Origin of the sequence: Burkholderia sp. JP2-270 (assembly GCF_003233675.1) — a bacterium.
Lineage (GTDB): Bacteria > Pseudomonadota > Gammaproteobacteria > Burkholderiales > Burkholderiaceae > Burkholderia > Burkholderia pyrrocinia_C.
In genome coordinates, this window is the sequence record NZ_CP029825.1 from 876702 (window position 1) to 892979 (window position 16278).

A 16278-nucleotide genomic window follows, 5' to 3' on the forward strand; every position below is an offset into this window, starting at 1 on the left:
GCAGACGATCCGCGTTACTTCAGCAGCGTCATCTGCACGACCTTGACGATCACGAGACCGACTGCGATCACCAGATAGCCGCGCAGCACGGCCATCCAGATCCGCGTCGCGAGCGTCATGTTCTGCGGCTCGAGCGTGTCGAGCGGCGGCATGCGCCACGTGTCGCGCAGCGAGCGATCGAGCCCCGGTTCGACGACGCGCTTGTGGCGGCGAATCAGCACCGTCGCGAGATAGCCGGCAATCGCGAGCACGGTGCCGCCCACCAGCACGTCGACGATCGCTTCGCCGCTGATGTCCGGATACATCACCGACGCGGTCAGGATGATCGACAGCAGCACGAGCACCCAGATCACCGCGCCCGTGAACACGTTGAGCTTCGTCGAGTTGACCCAGGGCCCAAGCACCTGGCGGTCGTTGCACAGCACGAGCAGGAACACCGTCGCGCTCGGCAGCAGCACGCCCGCGAGCGTCTGCACGGCTTCGGTCAGCAGGCCGAGCGGGCTGCCCGGGATCAGCACCAGCGTGGCCGCGGCCGCGACGATGCCGAAGTACACGAGATAGAAGCCCTTCGCATCGGACACGCCGCGGTGCAGCGAATGGCGGATCTTGAACACGTCGCCGATCGCATACGCGGTCGACAGCGACACGGCCGCCGCGCCGATGATGCACGCGTCGAGCAGCGCCACCGCGAATAGCGTCGCGCCAGTGCGGCCCGCATACTTCTCGAGGCCCGCGATGATGCCGCCCGCATCGGTGAAGTTGCCGGCTTCCGGATGCCCGCCGAACAGCGCGGCGCTGAAGCCGATCATCGCGACCGCGCCGATCAGCACGAATGCGATGCCGATCCACAGGTCGACCTTTTCATACTTCATGAAGCGCGGCGTGATGCGCTTGTCGATCACGTAGCTCTGCTGGAAGAACAGCTGCCACGGCGCGACCGTCGTGCCGACGATGCCGATCACGAGCAGCATCACGTCCGACAGCTTCGCGTGCACTGGCCAGTTCGGCACGAGGAAATCGCGCGTCATCTGCGCGACGGGCGGATGGATCGACACGAGCACCGGCACCAGCAGCAGGCTCAGCACGCACAGCCCGATCGCAAACCGCTCGAAGCGCCTGAAATCGCCGGTACTCACCGCGGCCATCGTCAGCGCGGCGGCCACGCACACGCCGGCCACCTTAGGCAATCCGAAGAAATCCAGCACGAACGTGATGCCGATGAACTCGGTGACGATCGTCAACGCATTGAGCAGGAACAGGTCGATCACGCTGAACGCGCCCCAGAACTTGCCGAAGCGCTCGAAGATCAGGCGTGCATGGCCGACGCCCGTGACCGCGCCGAGGCGCAGCACCATTTCCTGGTTCACGTACAGCACGGGCACGAGCAGCAGCAGCGTCCACAGCAGCGTCGTGCCGTAGTTCTGGCCGGCCTGCGTATAGGTGCCGAATGCGCCTGCGTCGTTGTCGCCGACCATCACGATGAGGCCCGGGCCGATGATCGCGAGCAGCGTTCGCAGCCGCGCCCACCACGTGCCGCGCGCGGCGGTGTCGTGATGCGCGATCGTGCCGAGCGCGCCGCGGATGTCGCCGACATGGGCTTCGTCGAGCACGGCGCTGCGTTCCGCGACGATCGGTGGAGAGACGTTGGATGGCGTGGACATGATGTGTTCCGTACGGCTAATGGTTATCCGATGAGCGTGTGACCTTGGGATGCGTACGCGGGGCTTGCCCGCAGGCAGCCGCGCGTGCGCATGCCGAGGCGCGCTCGGCGCTTCTTCAGTGGCGAATCAACGATTTCAGCTGGTTCAGCAGGCGGGAGAACACCCGCGGACGGGCATCGAGCGTCAGCATCGCGTCGTAATGGTTGCGCGATTCCGCGACGTGCGGCAGGTTCGACAGCAGAAGGCCGAAGTTCATGGTCTGGCTCCGTGCGGTGACGGCGGGCGTGCCGGCCGCGTGGTGGGCGCGGGGCCAGTCCGGGGGCCTGAACGACGTGTCAGGCTAGTCGGCCGGAGTGTCCCTGCGACCCGGGTTCGAAAGGGTCGGTGCGTGCAACGGGCATAAGGGACAACTGTCACTGTCGTTCATGGCGGCTCCTGTGCTGTGTTCCGGGGAACACGATTGACCGCCGTCCGGCTTGCGGGCCGGCATTCGCGAGCCTGAACAAGGCGTGCGCGAACGCGGCCGCCTGCCAGGCGGCGGTGAAACCGGGCAACGCATGCGAAAACGCATCACGCTAACCGGCGCGAATCAGGGTGCACGTAGGGAGTTGCTGCGGAATACTGCTGCGCGCACCGTTTGCCGGGGGGACAAACGGCGGCTTCGAAGAGGCGCGGACGTCGGTCGCTCAGGCGGAAATTTCGTTCGAAGATCGACTACTGCAGGCGTCCAAGGCGGCGGCCCCAAGAGTGAAGATGCGGAATTTTATGAACCGCCCGAAAGTGAAGTCAACCCCTCCAAACCCCATTTCCCGAAATAAACTTCCCGCTTTGCGGCGCTGAAAGATTTGCCCTTGAAATGACGTACCGAAACCTTTCAGCACGTCACGAAGCGGTCACGCGTCGATGCGTGCGAACAACGGCGGGCGCCCCGCCAAGCGCGCTGTTCGTGCCACCAGGTGCGCTGCGACTCGCACACCACACGCATCGTCTTTCGTGCGATTTTTACTTGCACCGCAGCAAAAGTCACGACTACAATCCGCCCCAATTCATCAAGGGAATCCCTCCATGGACACATGCTCTAGTTGCAGTTCGATGCCGGTCCAGGCCGGCCAAGCCATCGCGAGATAGCAGCCAGACGCATGTCTTTCGCCGCTAACTCGCATTCGTCGGGTTAGCGCGCTTCCTCCCGGGCCGGCCATCGCCGGTTCATCAGCCGCACGCTCCGTTATGTTCCAACCTCCGATCGCAGGCCGCGTCATGCGCCCGCGCTCGATCACGTCGTCCGGCATCCGCCGGACCGGACGGAGGCAGCGTCATGTTCATTCAATCGTTCGCGGTCAGACTCAAGCGCATCGTGCACGTCGCGTGCAACCGCTCGTTCGGTTCCGGCCTCTCGCCGCTCGCCCATGCGTTCGGCAACTGGCGCGGCGCGGCACTCGCCCACGTGCCGGCGGCACCGCGCCCGCTCGACTGCATACTGGCCCCCGTGATGGCGGCCGCGGTCGCGCTCGCCGCGCTGCTATGCTCGGCTGCTTCGCGCCTCGGCTTCGCGCAGGTGTGGCGCGTAGGCGGCTGGTTGCCGTAAGCCCTCGGCGCGCGGTGGCGCCACGCGCCATGTGCCGCCGCGCGATCGCCTCGCCACGCTTCCCGCATCGCATCTTCTTTTCTTCAGTCTATCTAATCAAATCGCCAACGGAATCCGCATGAAGAACCATCTCGAACCCGTTCCGCGCAAGCCGCGCGTCAATGCGCTCGCCACGCTGCTGCTGTCGCTCGCCGCCGCGCCCGCGTTCGCGCAATCGGCGCTGCCGGCCGCGGCCGAACCGGCGGCCGGCGCGAGCGACGCCGCCGCGCCCGCACCACCGGCCGCCGACGCCGCCGCGCCCGCTCCCACCGGCTTCTGGGAGCGCTCGAACCTGCTCGGCAACATGGGCGGCCTGCGCGACCTGCTCGACGATCACGGCGTCACGCTGAGCCTGCAGGAAACCAGCGAGTACCTGTACAACACGTCCGGTGGCACGAAGCGCGGCGGCGCCTACCAGGGGCTCACGCAATTCGGCTTCAACGTCGACACCGGCAAGGCGATCGGTCTGCCGGGCGGCACGTTCAACGTGTCGGCGCTGCAGATCCACGGCACCAACGCCACGCAGCGCTACCTGCAGACGCTGCAGACCGCGACCGGCATCGAGGCGAATTCGACCACGCGCCTGTGGGAGCTCTGGTACCAGCAGTCGTTGCTCGACGGCAAGGTCGACGTGAAGGTCGGCCAGCAGAGCGTCGACCAGGAGTTCATGGTGAGCCAGAACGCGGCGACCTTCATGAACGCCACGTTCGGCTGGCCCGTGCTGCCTTCCACCGACCTGCCGGCCGGCGGCCCCGCGTATCCGCTGTCGTCGCTCGGCGTGCGGCTGCGCGTGAAGCCGGCCGACGCATGGACCGCGATGGTGGGCGTATTCGACGGCAACCCGGCCGGTCGCACCGACGGCGACGCGCAGGTGCTGAACGCGCACGGCACCAACTTCAACCTGCGCAGCGGCGCGTTCGTGATCGGCGAAGTGCAGTACGCGCTGAACGCGCCGCCGGCCGACCCGAAGGCGCCGCAACCGGCCGGCCTGCCGGGCACCTACAAGCTCGGCTTCTGGTATCAGTCGCAGCATGCGAACGATCCGCGCTACGGCACCGACGGCCTGTCGCTCGCGAATCCGGCGAGCAACGGCATGCCGGCCACACACCGCGGCAACTACGGGTTCTATGCGGTCGCGGACCAGATGGTATGGCGGCCGTCGGACGACAGCCCGCGCTCGGTCGGCGTGTTCGCGCGCGTGATGGGCGCGCCGGGCGATCGCAATATCGTCGATTTCGCCGCCAATGCAGGCGTGACGCTGAAGGCGCCGTTCAAGGGGCGCGACAACGACGTCGCGGGCCTCGCGGTCGGCTACGCGAAGATCGGCTCGCATGCGCGTGGCCTGGACGGCGACACCGGCACCTACACGACGCCCGGTTATCCGGTGCGCCGGGCGGAGACGGTCGTCGAGGCGACCTACCAGTACCAGGTCGCGCCGTGGTGGCAACTGCAGGCCGACCTGCAGCACTTCTTCCGCCCGGGCGGCGGCATCCCGAACCCGAACGCGGCGGGTGCGCGCATCGGCGACGAAACGGTGGTCGGCGTGCGCACGACGATCACGTTCTGACACAAGCCGCGTGCGAAAGCGGAAACGAAAACGGGCCGGACGGCCGCTTGCGCGACAGTCCGGCCCGTGCGTTCGTTTGCAGCGCGCGGTGCGCCGCCGTGCATCACTCGCCGCGCGTCACTCGCCGTACAGCCCGAGCAGTTTCAGCGTGACGCCGTTGGTCCAGCCGAAGCCGTCCTGCAGCGGATATTCGCCGCCACCGCCGCCGCCCGTGCCCGAGCCTTCGACCACGTACTTCTCGACGAGCTTGCCTTCGGTTGCATACACATGCTTCACGTCGGACAGGAAACGCGTGCCGATGTCCTTCGCGAGCGCCGGTTCACCATAACGACGCAGCCCGTCGATCGCGATCCACTGCAGCGGCGCCCAGCCGTTCGGCGCGTCCCACTGCTGGCCCGTATTCTCGGTCGTCGTCGCGAGGCCGCCCGGTTTCAGCAGCGTCTTGCGCACCTCGCGCGCGGTCGCCTTCGCACGCTCGGGCCATGCGACGCCCGCGAACAGCGGATACAGCGCGGCCGCCGTCACGCCGTCGCGCGGCTTGCGCAACTGCCAGTCGTAGTCGCCGTAGTAGCCGCGGCGGTTCCACAAATAGTGGTTGATCGCGGCCGCACGCCGCGCCGCGCGCCCCGCGAAGTCGGTCACGCACGCGACGTCGCGCGTGACCGCGCAGCCCTTCACGATCGTCGTCTCGAGACGGAACATCAGGCTGTTCAGGTCGACCGGCACGATCGACGTCGTGCGGATCGTCGCGAGCGTCTTGCCGTCGCCGAACCAGCGCGAGCTGTAGTCCCAGCCGCTTTCGGCGCCCGCGCGCAGGTCGCGGTACACGTCACTCGCCGGACGGCCGGGCGCGGACTTCGCGGTCGTCACGTCCTCCAGATACGACTCGTCGCGCGGCGTGTCGCTCGCATCCCAGTAGCGGTTCAGCACCGCGCCGTCGGGCATCGCGACCACGTTGCGCGCGGCCTGCCCGCGCGGCGTCGTGGTTTCGCCCTGCATCCAGTACGCATGCTCCTTGCGCAGTTGGGGCAGGTATTTCTGGTAGACCTTGTCGCCTTCGGCCTGCGCGGCGAGCGTAACCATGTACGCGAAGAACGGCGGCTGCGACCGGCTCGCGTAGTACGTGCGGTTGCCGTTCGGGATGTGCCCGATCGTGTCGATCAGGTGCGCGAAGTTGTCGAGCATGTCGTCGACGAGATCCTCGCGCCCCGACACCTGCAGCCCGAGCATCGTGAAATAGGTATCCCAGTAGTAGCCTTCGCGGAAGCGGCCACCCGGCACGACGTACGGCTTCGGCAGCGGAATCAGCGAACTGTACGGCGGCACCGTTGCGCTCGTGCGCGTGAGCTGCGGCCACAGCCAGTCGATGTGCTGGCGCAGCGTCTGGTTCGGCGGCGGCGTCACGCCGCCTTCCGGGGGCGGCGTGAAGTGCTGGCCGACGAACGTCTTCAGCGAGAAGCCCGGCTGCGATTTCTGTTGCTGATACAACTGCACGATCGTCGCGGGATCGGTATCGGGCGTCGCGTCGACGAAGGTCTTCTGGTCGGGATAGATCTGCGCGGTCTGCACCGCGACGAACAGGTCGCCGTAGAGCTGGCTCGGCGGCGGCAGCAGCGTGCCCGACGCGGGGCCGGCAATCGCGGCCGCGGTCGGCACGGCCGACTGGCTGGCCGCCTGAGCGGCGGCCTGGTTCGCATTGTCGGCTTGCGCGGCGCAGCCGGCGACGGCGAGATACGCAACGGCCAGTGCGGCGGCCCAGCGCAGATGCGGCGCGGGCGGTGCATGACGCGTTGCATGATGAGGCGAGAAGCGACGTGAGAAGCGAGATGCAATCGATGCGGCACGACGTGACGTCATGACGTGTCCCCTCCTTTCGATGGTGAGTGGCTCGGCACGAGGTCTCGTTCGCGCGCGCGCTCGTCTCGATGGCCCTCGATCGATGCGCGTCATGTGTTGTGTTGCGATTGGGCCCGACTGTCGCACGAAACGTGCGCATCAAGCAAGTTTCGATTCTCGCGACTCACGCAGATAACCGCGCACGGCCCGCCACGCACGCGCTTCGAGCGCATCCGCATCGGTTTCGCCGCGCGCACCCGCCGCATCGACGATCCCTTTCACGATCGCGAGCAGATCGTGCGCGACGACCTCGGGCCCGACGACGCGCGGCGCATCGCGCAGGCCGAGCGCATGCAGCAGCGTCGATCGAATACGATCCGCGACGCGCTCGGTGCGCACACCGAGCGGCAGCCGCGCCTCTTCGAAATCGATCAGCCGCGCGAGCACGGGCCGGCGCATCTGGTGCGTGACGGCCGCACGCACCAGCGCGCGCAGCACGTCGTCGCACGACGACAGCGCGGCCGCCCGCTCGACATCGTCGAGCAGATGCGCACTCTCGCGCTCGGCGAGCGCGGCAGTCAGCGCATCGCGATTCGGGAAGTATTGATAGAGCGAGCCGATGCTCACGCCAGCCAGCGCCGCAACCGCGTTCGTCGTGTAACCGTCGAAGCCGTCGCGCTCCAGAATGCGAGCGGCGGCCTCGACGATTGCGTCGACGGTGGCAACCGAACGGCGCTGACGCGGCGCCTTGCGGGGCGAAAGCGGAATTCGCGAAGACGATTCGGGCATGGCTGGAATGCGAGTTTCAAATGTGAGCAAACGCTCATATTCTAGAAATGCCTTTCCACTCCGTCAAAAGGAATCCACATGACCCAGCAAACCTCGACCCCGCTCACCGTGTTCATGCTCGTCAAAACGCGTCCCGAATGGCTCGGCTTCCCGGTGCCCGAGCGCTTCCGGCTGCTGCGCGAACACATCGAGCCGATCCTGAAAACGCATGGCGAACGCGTATCGCTGCGCTTCTACGACACCGAGTTCTACTCGGCACGCGTGACCGACGTGTGGGTCTGGGACGCACACGATCGCCACGCGTACGAGCTCGTGGTCGAGGCGCTGCGCGAGACGCCGTTCTGGGATCGCTACTTCGACATCGTCGAGATCCTGCCGGGCGTCGAGAACGCGTATGCGTCCAACTACGGCGAGGCCGCGCTGTCCGCCGGCTAAGCGGTTGGCCGCACGCAAACGCGGCGCAGGCGTCACGATTGCGCAGTCGTTCTTTCCGGTCCCGCGCCGGGAAGGACGACTGTTGCAACATGCGGAACAAGTGTTGTCGTGCGTGACGCATCGGCAACAATGTGGGCATAATGACGTCTTTACCGCGCGCCCAGCCCATGTCGCCCGTCTTTCTAGCACCGCTCATCGTTGCCTGTGCGTTGTTCATGGAAAGCGTCGACGCGAACATCATCGTCACCGCGCTGCCCGCGATGGCAAGGGACTTCGGGCACAACCCCGTCACGCTGAACGTTGCGATCACGGCCTACGTGGTCGGGCTCGGCGTGTTCATCCCGATCTGCGGCTGGCTCGCCGACCGCTTCGGCGCACGCTCCGTCTTCCGTACGGCAATCGGCATCTTCGTCGTCGGCTCGCTGATGTGCGCGGCCTCCGGTTCCCTCGGCGTGCTCACGTTCGCGCGCTTCATCCAAGGCGTCGGCGGCGCGATGATGGTGCCCGTCGGCCGCATCATCATCTTCCGCGCGGTGCCGCGCTCGGATCTCGTGCGCGCGATGAACTACCTCGCGATTCCCGCGTTGTTCGGGCCCACGGTCGGGCCGCTCGTCGGCGGCTTCATCACGACCTACCTGCACTGGCGGATGATCTTCTTCATCAACGTGCCGATCGGCATCTACGGGATCTATCTCGCGAGCAAGCACATCGCGAACACGCACGAGCCCGATCCGGGCCCGCTCGACTGGTTCGGCTTCCTGCTGTCGGCAAGCGGCGCCGCGTTGCTGCTGATGGGCCTTACGCTGCTCGACGGCTCGCTCACCTCGCGCTCGAACGCGATCGTCATGTGCGTGGCCGGCACCGTGCTGCTCGCGCTCTACGTGCCGTACGCGCGCCGCAAGGAGCGCCCGGTGCTCGACCTCAGTTTTCTGAAGATCCCGACCTACCACGCGAGCGTCGTCGGCGGGTCGCTGTTCCGCATCGGCCTCGGCGCGGTGCCGTTCCTGCTGCCGCTCGCGCTGCAGGAAGGGCTCGGCATGAGCGCGTTCCATTCGGGGCTCATCACGTGCGCGTCCGCGCTCGGCGGCGCGATGAGCCGCTCGACGGCCACGCATACGCTGCGCCGCTTCGGCTTTCGCACGGTGCTGATCTACAACGCGGCATTCGCGGGGCTCGCGATCGCCGCCTATGGCGTGTTCCATCCCGGCATGGCGACCTGGGCGATCTGGCTGATCGTGCTCGTCGGCGGCATCTTCCCCGCGCTGCAGTTCACGAGCCTGAACTCGATGATCTACGCGGACATCTCGCCGCGCGACGCGGGGCGCGCCACGAGCCTCGGCAGCGTGGTGCAGCAGATGTCGCTCGGGCTCGGCGTGACGGTGGCCGGCATCGTGCTGCACGTGTCGCACTGGCTGCAGGGCCACCAGACGATGGTGTGGTCGGATTTCTGGCCCGCGTTCGTCGTGGTCGGGCTGTGCTCGTTCGCATCGATTCCGATCACGCGGCGGCTGCCGCCCGGCGCCGGCGACGAAGTCGCGCGCGGCAAGCGGCAATAAGTGGCAACAAGCGGCAAGCATTTCGGCTCGCCGCGTTGCGGCGCGGCAAAACGCGACGATCTGTCCCGCGCGCTGCGGCCCGGAGAGGCGAGTACCGCGGCATGACACGTCGCGCGGCAGCCGGCGAAAAACCGGAAAAACAAAAAAATCAGCGGACATCCACACGGGGCCGGTGCACAGCCGCATGGATGTCCGCTCAGGGCTCCGGGTCTCCCGATGGGGGTTGAGAATCCCGGATTCGCTTCCTGCGTGCCATGGACATATGTGCGTCGGAAGCGGAATCGTTGCGCGCACTTGTCGTCGCGCCATGCTCTGCACTATAGGGAAACTTGCGAAACGCATCTGTCAAGCATTGTCAGACGCGTTGCATCGGCGCGTCGCACGCACGCGCCGCTTTCGCGCTAAAGTGGTCGCCGACCGCCACCCTCACCCGCCCTTCCGATGCTTAAGCTCTCGCCCGCCGCCGCCCGCGCGCTGCATCTCGCCGCGCAGGGCCTGCTGACGCCGCCCCGCCGCAAGGCAACCAAGGCCGACGTGCTCGACACGATCCGCCGGATGGCGCAGTTGCAGATCGACACCATTCATGTCGTCGCGCGCAGCCCGTATCTCGTGCTGTTCAGCCGCCTCGGCGATTTCTCGCCGCAGTGGCTCGACGAACATCTCGCCGAGGCGCGCCTGTTCGAATACTGGTCGCACGAAGCGTGTTTCCTGCCGATCGAGCAGTTCGGCCTGATGCGCTACAAGATGCTCGATCCGTCGGGGATGGGCTGGAAATACGCGGCCGAGTGGCACGCGCAGAATCGCGACGAGATCGAGCGGCTGCTCGCGCGGATTCGCGACGACGGCCCGGTGCGATCGGCCGATTTCGTCCGGGAAGATGGCGTGAAGGGTAACGGCTGGTGGGACCGCAAGCCCGAGAAGCGTCACCTGGAAGTGCTGTTCACGACGGGCGACCTGATGGTGTCGGAACGCCGCAATTTCCAGCGCGTGTACGACGTGCGCGAACGCGTGCTGCCCGGCTGGGACGACACGCGCGACCTGCCGCCGCGCGAAGCCGTGCTGCCCGCGCTGCTCGACTACACGTGCCGCGCGCTCGGCGTCGTGCGCGCGGACTGGGTGGCTGACTATTACCGGCTGCCGCGCCGTTCGTATCGCGAGGAGCTGGAACGGCTCGCGGATGCGGGCGACCTGATTCCGGTGCAGATCGACGACTGGAAGGAACAGGCTTACGTGCATCGCTCGCTCGACGCATTGCTGGCGGCCGCCGAGGCCGACACGCTGCGCTCGACGGTCACGACGCTGCTGTCGCCGTTCGACCCGGTCGTATGGGACAGGCGGCGCGCATCGACGCTGTTCGGTTTCGACTACACGATCGAGTGCTATACGCCCGGGCACAAACGGCGCTACGGCTATTTCTGCCTGCCCGTGCTGCATCGCGGCCGGCTGGTCGGCCGCGTCGACGCGAAAGCGCATCGCACGCTCGGCACGTTCGAACTGAAGGCCGTGCATGTCGAGCCGGGCGTGCGGTTCGGCACGGGGCTCGCGGCCGACGTCGCGAAGGCCGTGAAGAAGCTCGCGGCGTGGCACGGCACGCCGGAGGTCGCGGTTGCGCACGCGCCGCCGGCCCTCGTGCAGGCATTCGCGCAAACCTGACGCCGCATGCCGCCGGCACGCTAGCCGAGCATGTGCATGCCGGCGTCGATATAGTGCGTGCCGCCCGTGATCGCCCGTGCGCCGTCGCTCGCAAGGAACGCGCAGAACGCGCCGACGTCGTCGATGTCCAGCGCGTGATGCAGCGGCGCCCGGCGCGCGGTGTCGTCGAGCAGGCGGTCGAAGTCCGGCAGGCCCGATGCCGCGCGCGTCGGCAGCGCGCCCGGCGAAATCGCGTTGACCCGAATGCCCGTGCCGCCGAGTTCGGCCGCCAGGTACCGCACGCTCGATTCGAGCGCGGCCTTGACCGGCCCCATCACCCCGTAGTTCGCGACGACCTGCTCCGCGCCGAGATAGCTCATCGCCATCAGGCTCCCGCCCTGCGTCATCAGCGGCTCGGCGAGCCTCGCCATCCGGATGAACGAATGGCACGAGGTATCCATCGCCAACGCAAAACCTTCCGGCGAGCTGTCGACGACGCGGCCGTGCAGATCGGCCTTCGGTGCATACGCGACCGAATGCAGCACGAAGTCGATCGCGCCCCATTGCGTCGCGATCGCGTCGAACACCGCCGCCATCTGGTCGGGCCGCCCGACGTCGAGCGGCATCCGGATCGGCGCGTCGAGTTGCGCGAACAGCGGCTCGACGTGCGGCAAGGTCTTCTCCGACTGCCAGGTCACCGCGAGCGTGGCGCCCGCCCGGCAAAACGCGCGCGCGCATCCCCACGCGATGCTCTGCTCGTTCGCAATGCCGACGACGAGCCCCCGCTTGTGTCGCAACGTCATGTCGCCCCCTGTCGATCCGCGCCGGCCTAGCGCTGCGCCGCGATCCAGCGCGCGATGTCCGGCCACACCGTCTTCAGCGTGCGCGACCCCATGAACAGGCCGATATGACCGCCCGGCACGAGTCGGCTCACGATCCCCGACGCGGGCGTCCCGAGACGGTCGCGCGCCCCGAACACCTGCTCCGGCGTCGTGATGTCGTCGGTCTCGCCCGCGAGCAGATAGGCCGGGCACGCGACGTCCTTCAGGTCGAGCGTGCGCCCGAGCGCGACGAACGTACCCTTCGCGAGCCGGTTCTCCTTGAAGATCTGCACGATCGCCTGCAGGTACCAGCGTCCCGGCAGGTCGATCGGGCTTTCGTACCAGTTCGCGAACACCTCGCGCTTGCGCAGGTATTCGGGATCGTCGAGATGCTCGTACAGGTCGACGTGCTCGGCGAGATAGTGCTGATCGGGATGCATGTTCTTCCAGCCGCGCAGCATGAAGCGCCCGCGCATCAGCCCGCCGCCCATCGCCACGAGTTCCTCGTAGAACGACGTCGGATACGTATGCACCATCCGCTTGATCGGGCCGTCGCCCGCGTCGGTGTCGATCGGCGAGCCCGCCAGCACGAGGCTCGCGACCTTGTGCGGGAAACGCGCCGCATACATCGCGGACATCCAGCCGCCCTGGCACAGCCCGACGAGATTCACGCGGCCGCCGAGCTCGTCGACACACACGTTCAGCTCGGCCAGATACTGGTCGATCTCGAGGTCCTTCATGTCCTCGGTGGCCGAGCGCCAGTCGGTCAGGTACAGACGCGTCACGCCGTGCTCGCGCAGCGTCTGCATCAGGCTCTGCCCCGGCTGGTAGTCGGCGATCATCGCGCTGTGCCCCGCGTACGGCGCATCGACGATCGTCGGCAGCCCGTGCGCCTGGGCGGCCGAATAATCGCGAAACGTCATCGTCCGCAGTTCCAGCAACGGCCGGTTCGCCGATGCCAGCGCCGGATGCGCTTCGAAATGCAGCTTCTCCTCTTCCGCGAGGAAGCGGAGATTGCGCGCGGCGATCTCGGAACCGGCCGCGAACATCGCCGTGGCGGCGGCCATCGGCCAGAACATCGGCAGCGCGGGGGTGCTGACGGCAGGGGAAGACGTGTCGCGTGCTGTCATCGAAGGTTTCACAGGGTCGGATACGGCGTGGAAGGGATCGCGTCGTCCAGCACGCGGCGCGTGTGCCGCGCGATCATCAGGTTCTCGTCGGTCGGGATCACGCGCACCGTCACGCGCGACGCGTCGCTCGAAATCACCGGCAGGCCGGCGGCGTTCGCCGCGTCGTCGAGCGCGATGCCGAGCCACGCCGCGCGACTGCAGATCCGTTCACGCACGCGCGGCGCGTGCTCGCCGATGCCCGCCGTGAACACGAGCGTGTCGAGACCGCCGAGCACGCCGGCCAGCGCGGCGAGTTCGCGAGCCGCGCGGTACGCGAACAGCTCGACCGCGTGCGCGGCCGACGGCGCGTCGCTCGCGAGCAGCGTGCGCATGTCGCTCGACACGCCGGACACGCCGAGCAAGCCCGATTCCTCGTAGATCAGATGCTCGACCTCGTCGAGCGAGCGGCCCTCGTGACGCTGCAGGTACAGGATCACGCCCGGGTCCAGCGCGCCCGTGCGCGTGCCCATCGGCAGCCCGTCCACGGCCGTGAACCCCATCGTCGTCGCCACGCTGCGGCCGTTCGCGAGCGCGCACAGGCTCGCGCCGTTGCCGAGGTGCGCGACGACGGTCCGGCGCTGCGCCCACGACGGATCGAGCGCCGCGAGTGCCGTCGCGATGTATTCGTACGACAGCCCGTGGAAACCGTAGCGCACGATCCCTTGCTCGGTCAGCGCGCGCGGCAACGCAAACTCCCGTTCGAGTGCCGGCACCGTCGAATGGAACGCCGTGTCGAAACACGCGACCTGCGGCAGGTTCGGCGCGACCGCGGTGACCGCGCGGATCGCGTCGACGTGATGCGGCTGGTGCAGCGGCGCGAGCGGCGAAAGCGACGCTATTGCATCGAGCACGCGCGTGTCGATCCGCACCGGCGCGGTGAAATACGGACCGCCGTGCACGACCCGGTGCCCGACGCCGTCGAACGCGGCCTCCCGCCCGACGTGAGCCGCGAACCACGCGTGCAGCGCTTCGATCGCGCCTTGGTGCCCCGGTCGCGCGACGGGGCTGTCGGCAAGCGTCGCGCCGTGTGCGTCGGCCACGAACAGATGCGGGGCGCCATGCAGGTTCTCGACCTGCCCGTGCAGGCCCGCATCGAGCGAGCGATCCGCGCGCGTGTCGTAGACCGAGAACTTGAGGCTCGACGAGCCGGCATTGAGTACCAGAACGGGATGCCGCATCGCAACCCCGTCAGTGGGCGTCGGCCGCAACGGCCGATGCGGCCGCGAGCGCCGCCGTGGTGCGCGCCGCCTCCGCGACGAGCGCCGCGACCGCGCAGCTCGCCAGGCGCGTGCGTTCGCTGTCGGCGCGACTCGTCAGGATCACCGGCACGCGCGCGCCGAGCACGATGCCGGCCGCATCGGCGTTCGCCAGGAACGTCAGCTCCTTCGCGAGCATGTTGCCCGCCTCGAGGTCGGGCGCGAGCAGGATGTCCGCGTCGCCCGCGACCGCCGAACCGAGATGCTTGAGCCGCGCGGCTTCGGGGCTGATCGCGTTGTCCAGCGCGAGCGGCCCGTCGAGCAGCGCGCCGGTGATCTGGCCGCGCTCGGCCATCTTGCACAGCGCGGCCGCGTCGAGCGTCGACGGCAGCTTCGAGCTGACCGTTTCGATCGCCGACAGAATCGCGACCTTCGGCTGCCCGATGCCGAGCGCGTGCGCGAGATCGATCGCGTTTTGCACGATGTCGGCCTTCTGCTCGAGCGTCGGACGGATGTTGACCGCCGCATCGGTGATGAACAACGGCTTGTGGTAAGTCGGCACGTCCATGATGAATACGTGGCTCAGGCGCCGCCCGGTGCGCAGCCCCGTATCGACGCGCACCACTTCCTCCAGCAACTCGTCGGTATGCAGGCTGCCCTTCATCAGCGCCTGCGCGTCGCCCGAACGCACCAGCTCGACGGCGCGCGCGGCCGACGCGTGGCTGTGCGGCGCATCGACGAGCCGATAGCCGGACAGGTCGATGCCGAGCGTCGCGGCAAGCGCCGTGATGCGCGCCGTCGGTCCGACCAGGATGGGCACGACGATACCGGCCCGCGCGGCGGCGACGGCCGCGCACAGCGATACCTCGTCGCAGGGGTGCGCGACCGCGACCGTCACCGGGCGTAGCGAGCGGCAACGCGCAATCAGCGCGTCGTACTTCTGGTGCTGGCGGATATCGGTCATCGAATACCCCTTCGCGAGGATTACATGAACGGATTCTGGTGCGAGACCGGGCGAAATCGTTTGACCCTCGTCAATCGTTTCAGGTGAAGTCCCGATAGCATGAAACCACATGATGACATCCGGATGGCCGCGGCGCCCCCCCTGACATGCACATACGCGAAATCCGCTCGAAGATCGCCAGTACGTCGTCCACGCGCACGATCACCAAGGCGATGGAAATGATGGCGCGCACCAAGATGGCGAACGCGCAGCGACGCGCCCGCGAGTTCCGCCCGTATGCGGCGCGCATCGGGGCGATGGCCGAACGCGTGCTGCGCGACCGGCCCGACCACGCGTCGGCACTGATGGCACGGCGCGATCCCGTACGCCGCGTCGGCCTGATCGTCGTCAGCACCGATCGCGGGCTGTGCGGCCCGCTCAATGCGCGGTTGCTCGTCGCATGCGTGGATGCGCTCGAACGCTGGGATCGGGCCGGCGTCACGTGCGAACTGAGCGTGATCGGTGCGCGCGGCATCGCGCCGCTGATGCGCCACGGCGCGACCATCACGGCGCGCGCGAGCGGCCTGGCCGCCGAGCCCCACTTCGACCAGTTGCTCGGCGCGCTGCTCGTGCCGCTGACCGCGTTCGTCAACGGCGAGCTCGACGAAGTGCACGTCGCCTACAACCGGCTGACGAGTCCGCTCGCGTACGAACCGCGTATCGATGCGATGCTGCCGATCGCGAGGATCGACACCGGCGCGCCGGCCGAAGGCGCGGCGGCATCCGACTATCTTTACGAGCCCGCGCCCAAACCGGTCGTGGACACGTTGCTGCTGCGCTACGTCGAGGCAACGCTCTATCAGGCGGTCGTCGAGAACTATGCGTGCGAGCAATGCGCGCGGATGTTCAGCATGCAGACCGCGACGGACAACGCCGACCGCGTGCTGCGCGAACTGCGGCACCTGTACCAGAAGACGCGGCAGGCGCAGATCACCACCGAGCTGTGCGAAATCGTCGCCGGCGCGGCGGCGGTCTGAAGGGGAGGCGCG

14 protein-coding genes are annotated in these 16278 nt (G+C 67.8%); 6 read left to right on the forward strand and 8 right to left on the reverse strand.

All coding sequences use genetic code 11. From position 1 onward, the window contains the following. Window positions 1–14 precede the first annotated feature (14 nt). Window positions 15–1661: an Nramp family divalent metal transporter gene (locus DM992_RS21805; RefSeq protein WP_111018591.1), complete on the reverse strand. Its 1647-nt coding sequence runs from the start codon at window positions 1659–1661 to the stop codon at window positions 15–17. A 115-nt stretch (window positions 1662–1776) separates the two neighbouring features. Beyond that, a complete protein-coding gene (locus DM992_RS42350) occupies window positions 1777–1917 on the reverse strand; it encodes a hypothetical protein (RefSeq protein ID WP_204356167.1) in 141 nt (46 codons plus the stop codon). Between the two features lie 1059 nt (window positions 1918–2976). Between DM992_RS42350 and DM992_RS21815 the strand changes: the two genes are divergently transcribed. Both DM992_RS21815 and DM992_RS21820 read left to right on the forward strand, forming a co-directional pair. Further along, window positions 2977–3246 (forward strand): hypothetical protein, encoded by a 270-nt coding sequence (locus DM992_RS21815; protein ID WP_111018593.1) that lies wholly within the window; start codon window positions 2977–2979, stop codon window positions 3244–3246. Between the two features lie 118 nt (window positions 3247–3364). Further along, window positions 3365–4852 carry a carbohydrate porin gene (locus tag DM992_RS21820; RefSeq protein ID WP_111018594.1) on the forward strand — a complete coding sequence of 496 codons (1488 nt, stop codon included), beginning with the start codon at window positions 3365–3367 and terminating at the stop codon, window positions 4850–4852. 117 nt (window positions 4853–4969) lie between these two features. Here the strand turns inward: DM992_RS21820 and treA are convergent, their stop codons facing one another. Further along, window positions 4970–6709 carry an alpha,alpha-trehalase TreA gene (treA, locus tag DM992_RS21825; RefSeq protein ID WP_111018595.1) on the reverse strand — a complete coding sequence of 580 codons (1740 nt, stop codon included), beginning with the start codon at window positions 6707–6709 and terminating at the stop codon, window positions 4970–4972. 138 nt (window positions 6710–6847) lie between these two features. After that, entirely contained in the window at window positions 6848–7477 is a 630-nt protein-coding gene (locus tag DM992_RS21830) for a TetR/AcrR family transcriptional regulator (protein ID WP_111018596.1), read from the reverse strand. Window positions 7478–7555: 78 nt separating this feature from the next. Here DM992_RS21830 and DM992_RS21835 point away from each other — a divergent pair, with 78 nt between their 5' ends. From DM992_RS21835 to DM992_RS21845, 3 genes are all read left to right on the forward strand, one after another. After that, window positions 7556–7912, forward strand: coding sequence for a darcynin family protein (locus DM992_RS21835; RefSeq protein WP_111018597.1), 357 nt, complete (start codon window positions 7556–7558; stop codon window positions 7910–7912). A 167-nt stretch (window positions 7913–8079) separates the two neighbouring features. After that, window positions 8080–9468 (forward strand): MFS transporter, encoded by a 1389-nt coding sequence (locus DM992_RS21840; protein ID WP_111018598.1) that lies wholly within the window; start codon window positions 8080–8082, stop codon window positions 9466–9468. Window positions 9469–9909: 441 nt separating this feature from the next. Further along, complete coding sequence (locus DM992_RS21845) at window positions 9910–11121, forward strand: crosslink repair DNA glycosylase YcaQ family protein (protein WP_111018599.1); 1212 nt, start codon at window positions 9910–9912, stop codon at window positions 11119–11121. Window positions 11122–11141: 20 nt separating this feature from the next. Here DM992_RS21845 and fabI read toward each other — a convergent pair whose 3' ends face one another. Genes fabI through DM992_RS21865 form a run of 4 tightly spaced genes read right to left on the reverse strand, consistent with a single transcriptional unit; the run spans window position 11142 to window position 15250 of the window. Next, on the reverse strand, window positions 11142–11903 hold the full coding sequence (fabI, locus tag DM992_RS21850) for an enoyl-ACP reductase FabI (protein WP_111018600.1): 762 nt from the start codon (window positions 11901–11903) through the stop codon (window positions 11142–11144). A gap of 26 nt (window positions 11904–11929) precedes the next feature. Continuing rightward, window positions 11930–13051, reverse strand: coding sequence for an alpha/beta fold hydrolase (locus tag DM992_RS21855; RefSeq protein ID WP_111018601.1), 1122 nt, complete (start codon window positions 13049–13051; stop codon window positions 11930–11932). A gap of 8 nt (window positions 13052–13059) precedes the next feature. Next, window positions 13060–14268 (reverse strand): acetate/propionate family kinase, encoded by a 1209-nt coding sequence (locus DM992_RS21860; protein WP_111018602.1) that lies wholly within the window; start codon window positions 14266–14268, stop codon window positions 13060–13062. 10 nt (window positions 14269–14278) lie between these two features. Next, window positions 14279–15250 (reverse strand): phosphate acetyltransferase, encoded by a 972-nt coding sequence (locus tag DM992_RS21865; RefSeq protein WP_111018603.1) that lies wholly within the window; start codon window positions 15248–15250, stop codon window positions 14279–14281. A gap of 146 nt (window positions 15251–15396) precedes the next feature. Between DM992_RS21865 and atpG the strand changes: the two genes are divergently transcribed. After that, window positions 15397–16266, forward strand: coding sequence for an ATP synthase F1 subunit gamma (gene atpG / locus DM992_RS21870; protein WP_111018604.1), 870 nt, complete (start codon window positions 15397–15399; stop codon window positions 16264–16266). Window positions 16267–16278 lie beyond the last annotated feature (12 nt).

Excerpts from the sequence above, each read along its gene's own strand:
- DM992_RS21865 (WP_111018603.1), bottom strand. The coding sequence starts at position 15,250 with ATGACCGATATCCGCCAGCACCAGAAGTACGACGCGCTGATTGCGCGT.
- fabI (WP_111018600.1), bottom strand. The coding sequence starts at position 11,903 with ATGACGTTGCGACACAAGCGGGGGCTCGTCGTCGGCATTGCGAACGAG.
- DM992_RS21860 (WP_111018602.1), bottom strand. The coding sequence starts at position 14,268 with ATGCGGCATCCCGTTCTGGTACTCAATGCCGGCTCGTCGAGCCTCAAG.
- DM992_RS21840 (WP_111018598.1), top strand. The coding sequence starts at position 8,080 with ATGTCGCCCGTCTTTCTAGCACCGCTCATCGTTGCCTGTGCGTTGTTC.
- DM992_RS21855 (WP_111018601.1), bottom strand. The coding sequence starts at position 13,051 with ATGACAGCACGCGACACGTCTTCCCCTGCCGTCAGCACCCCCGCGCTG.
- DM992_RS21820 (WP_111018594.1), top strand. The coding sequence starts at position 3,365 with ATGAAGAACCATCTCGAACCCGTTCCGCGCAAGCCGCGCGTCAATGCG.
- DM992_RS21815 (WP_111018593.1), top strand. The coding sequence starts at position 2,977 with ATGTTCATTCAATCGTTCGCGGTCAGACTCAAGCGCATCGTGCACGTC.
- atpG (WP_111018604.1), top strand. The coding sequence starts at position 15,397 with ATGCACATACGCGAAATCCGCTCGAAGATCGCCAGTACGTCGTCCACG.
- DM992_RS21830 (WP_111018596.1), bottom strand. The coding sequence starts at position 7,477 with ATGCCCGAATCGTCTTCGCGAATTCCGCTTTCGCCCCGCAAGGCGCCG.
- DM992_RS21845 (WP_111018599.1), top strand. The coding sequence starts at position 9,910 with ATGCTTAAGCTCTCGCCCGCCGCCGCCCGCGCGCTGCATCTCGCCGCG.
- DM992_RS21835 (WP_111018597.1), top strand. The coding sequence starts at position 7,556 with ATGACCCAGCAAACCTCGACCCCGCTCACCGTGTTCATGCTCGTCAAA.
- DM992_RS21805 (WP_111018591.1), bottom strand. The coding sequence starts at position 1,661 with ATGTCCACGCCATCCAACGTCTCTCCACCGATCGTCGCGGAACGCAGC.
- DM992_RS42350 (WP_204356167.1), bottom strand. The coding sequence starts at position 1,917 with ATGAACTTCGGCCTTCTGCTGTCGAACCTGCCGCACGTCGCGGAATCG.
- treA (WP_111018595.1), bottom strand. The coding sequence starts at position 6,709 with ATGACGTCACGTCGTGCCGCATCGATTGCATCTCGCTTCTCACGTCGC.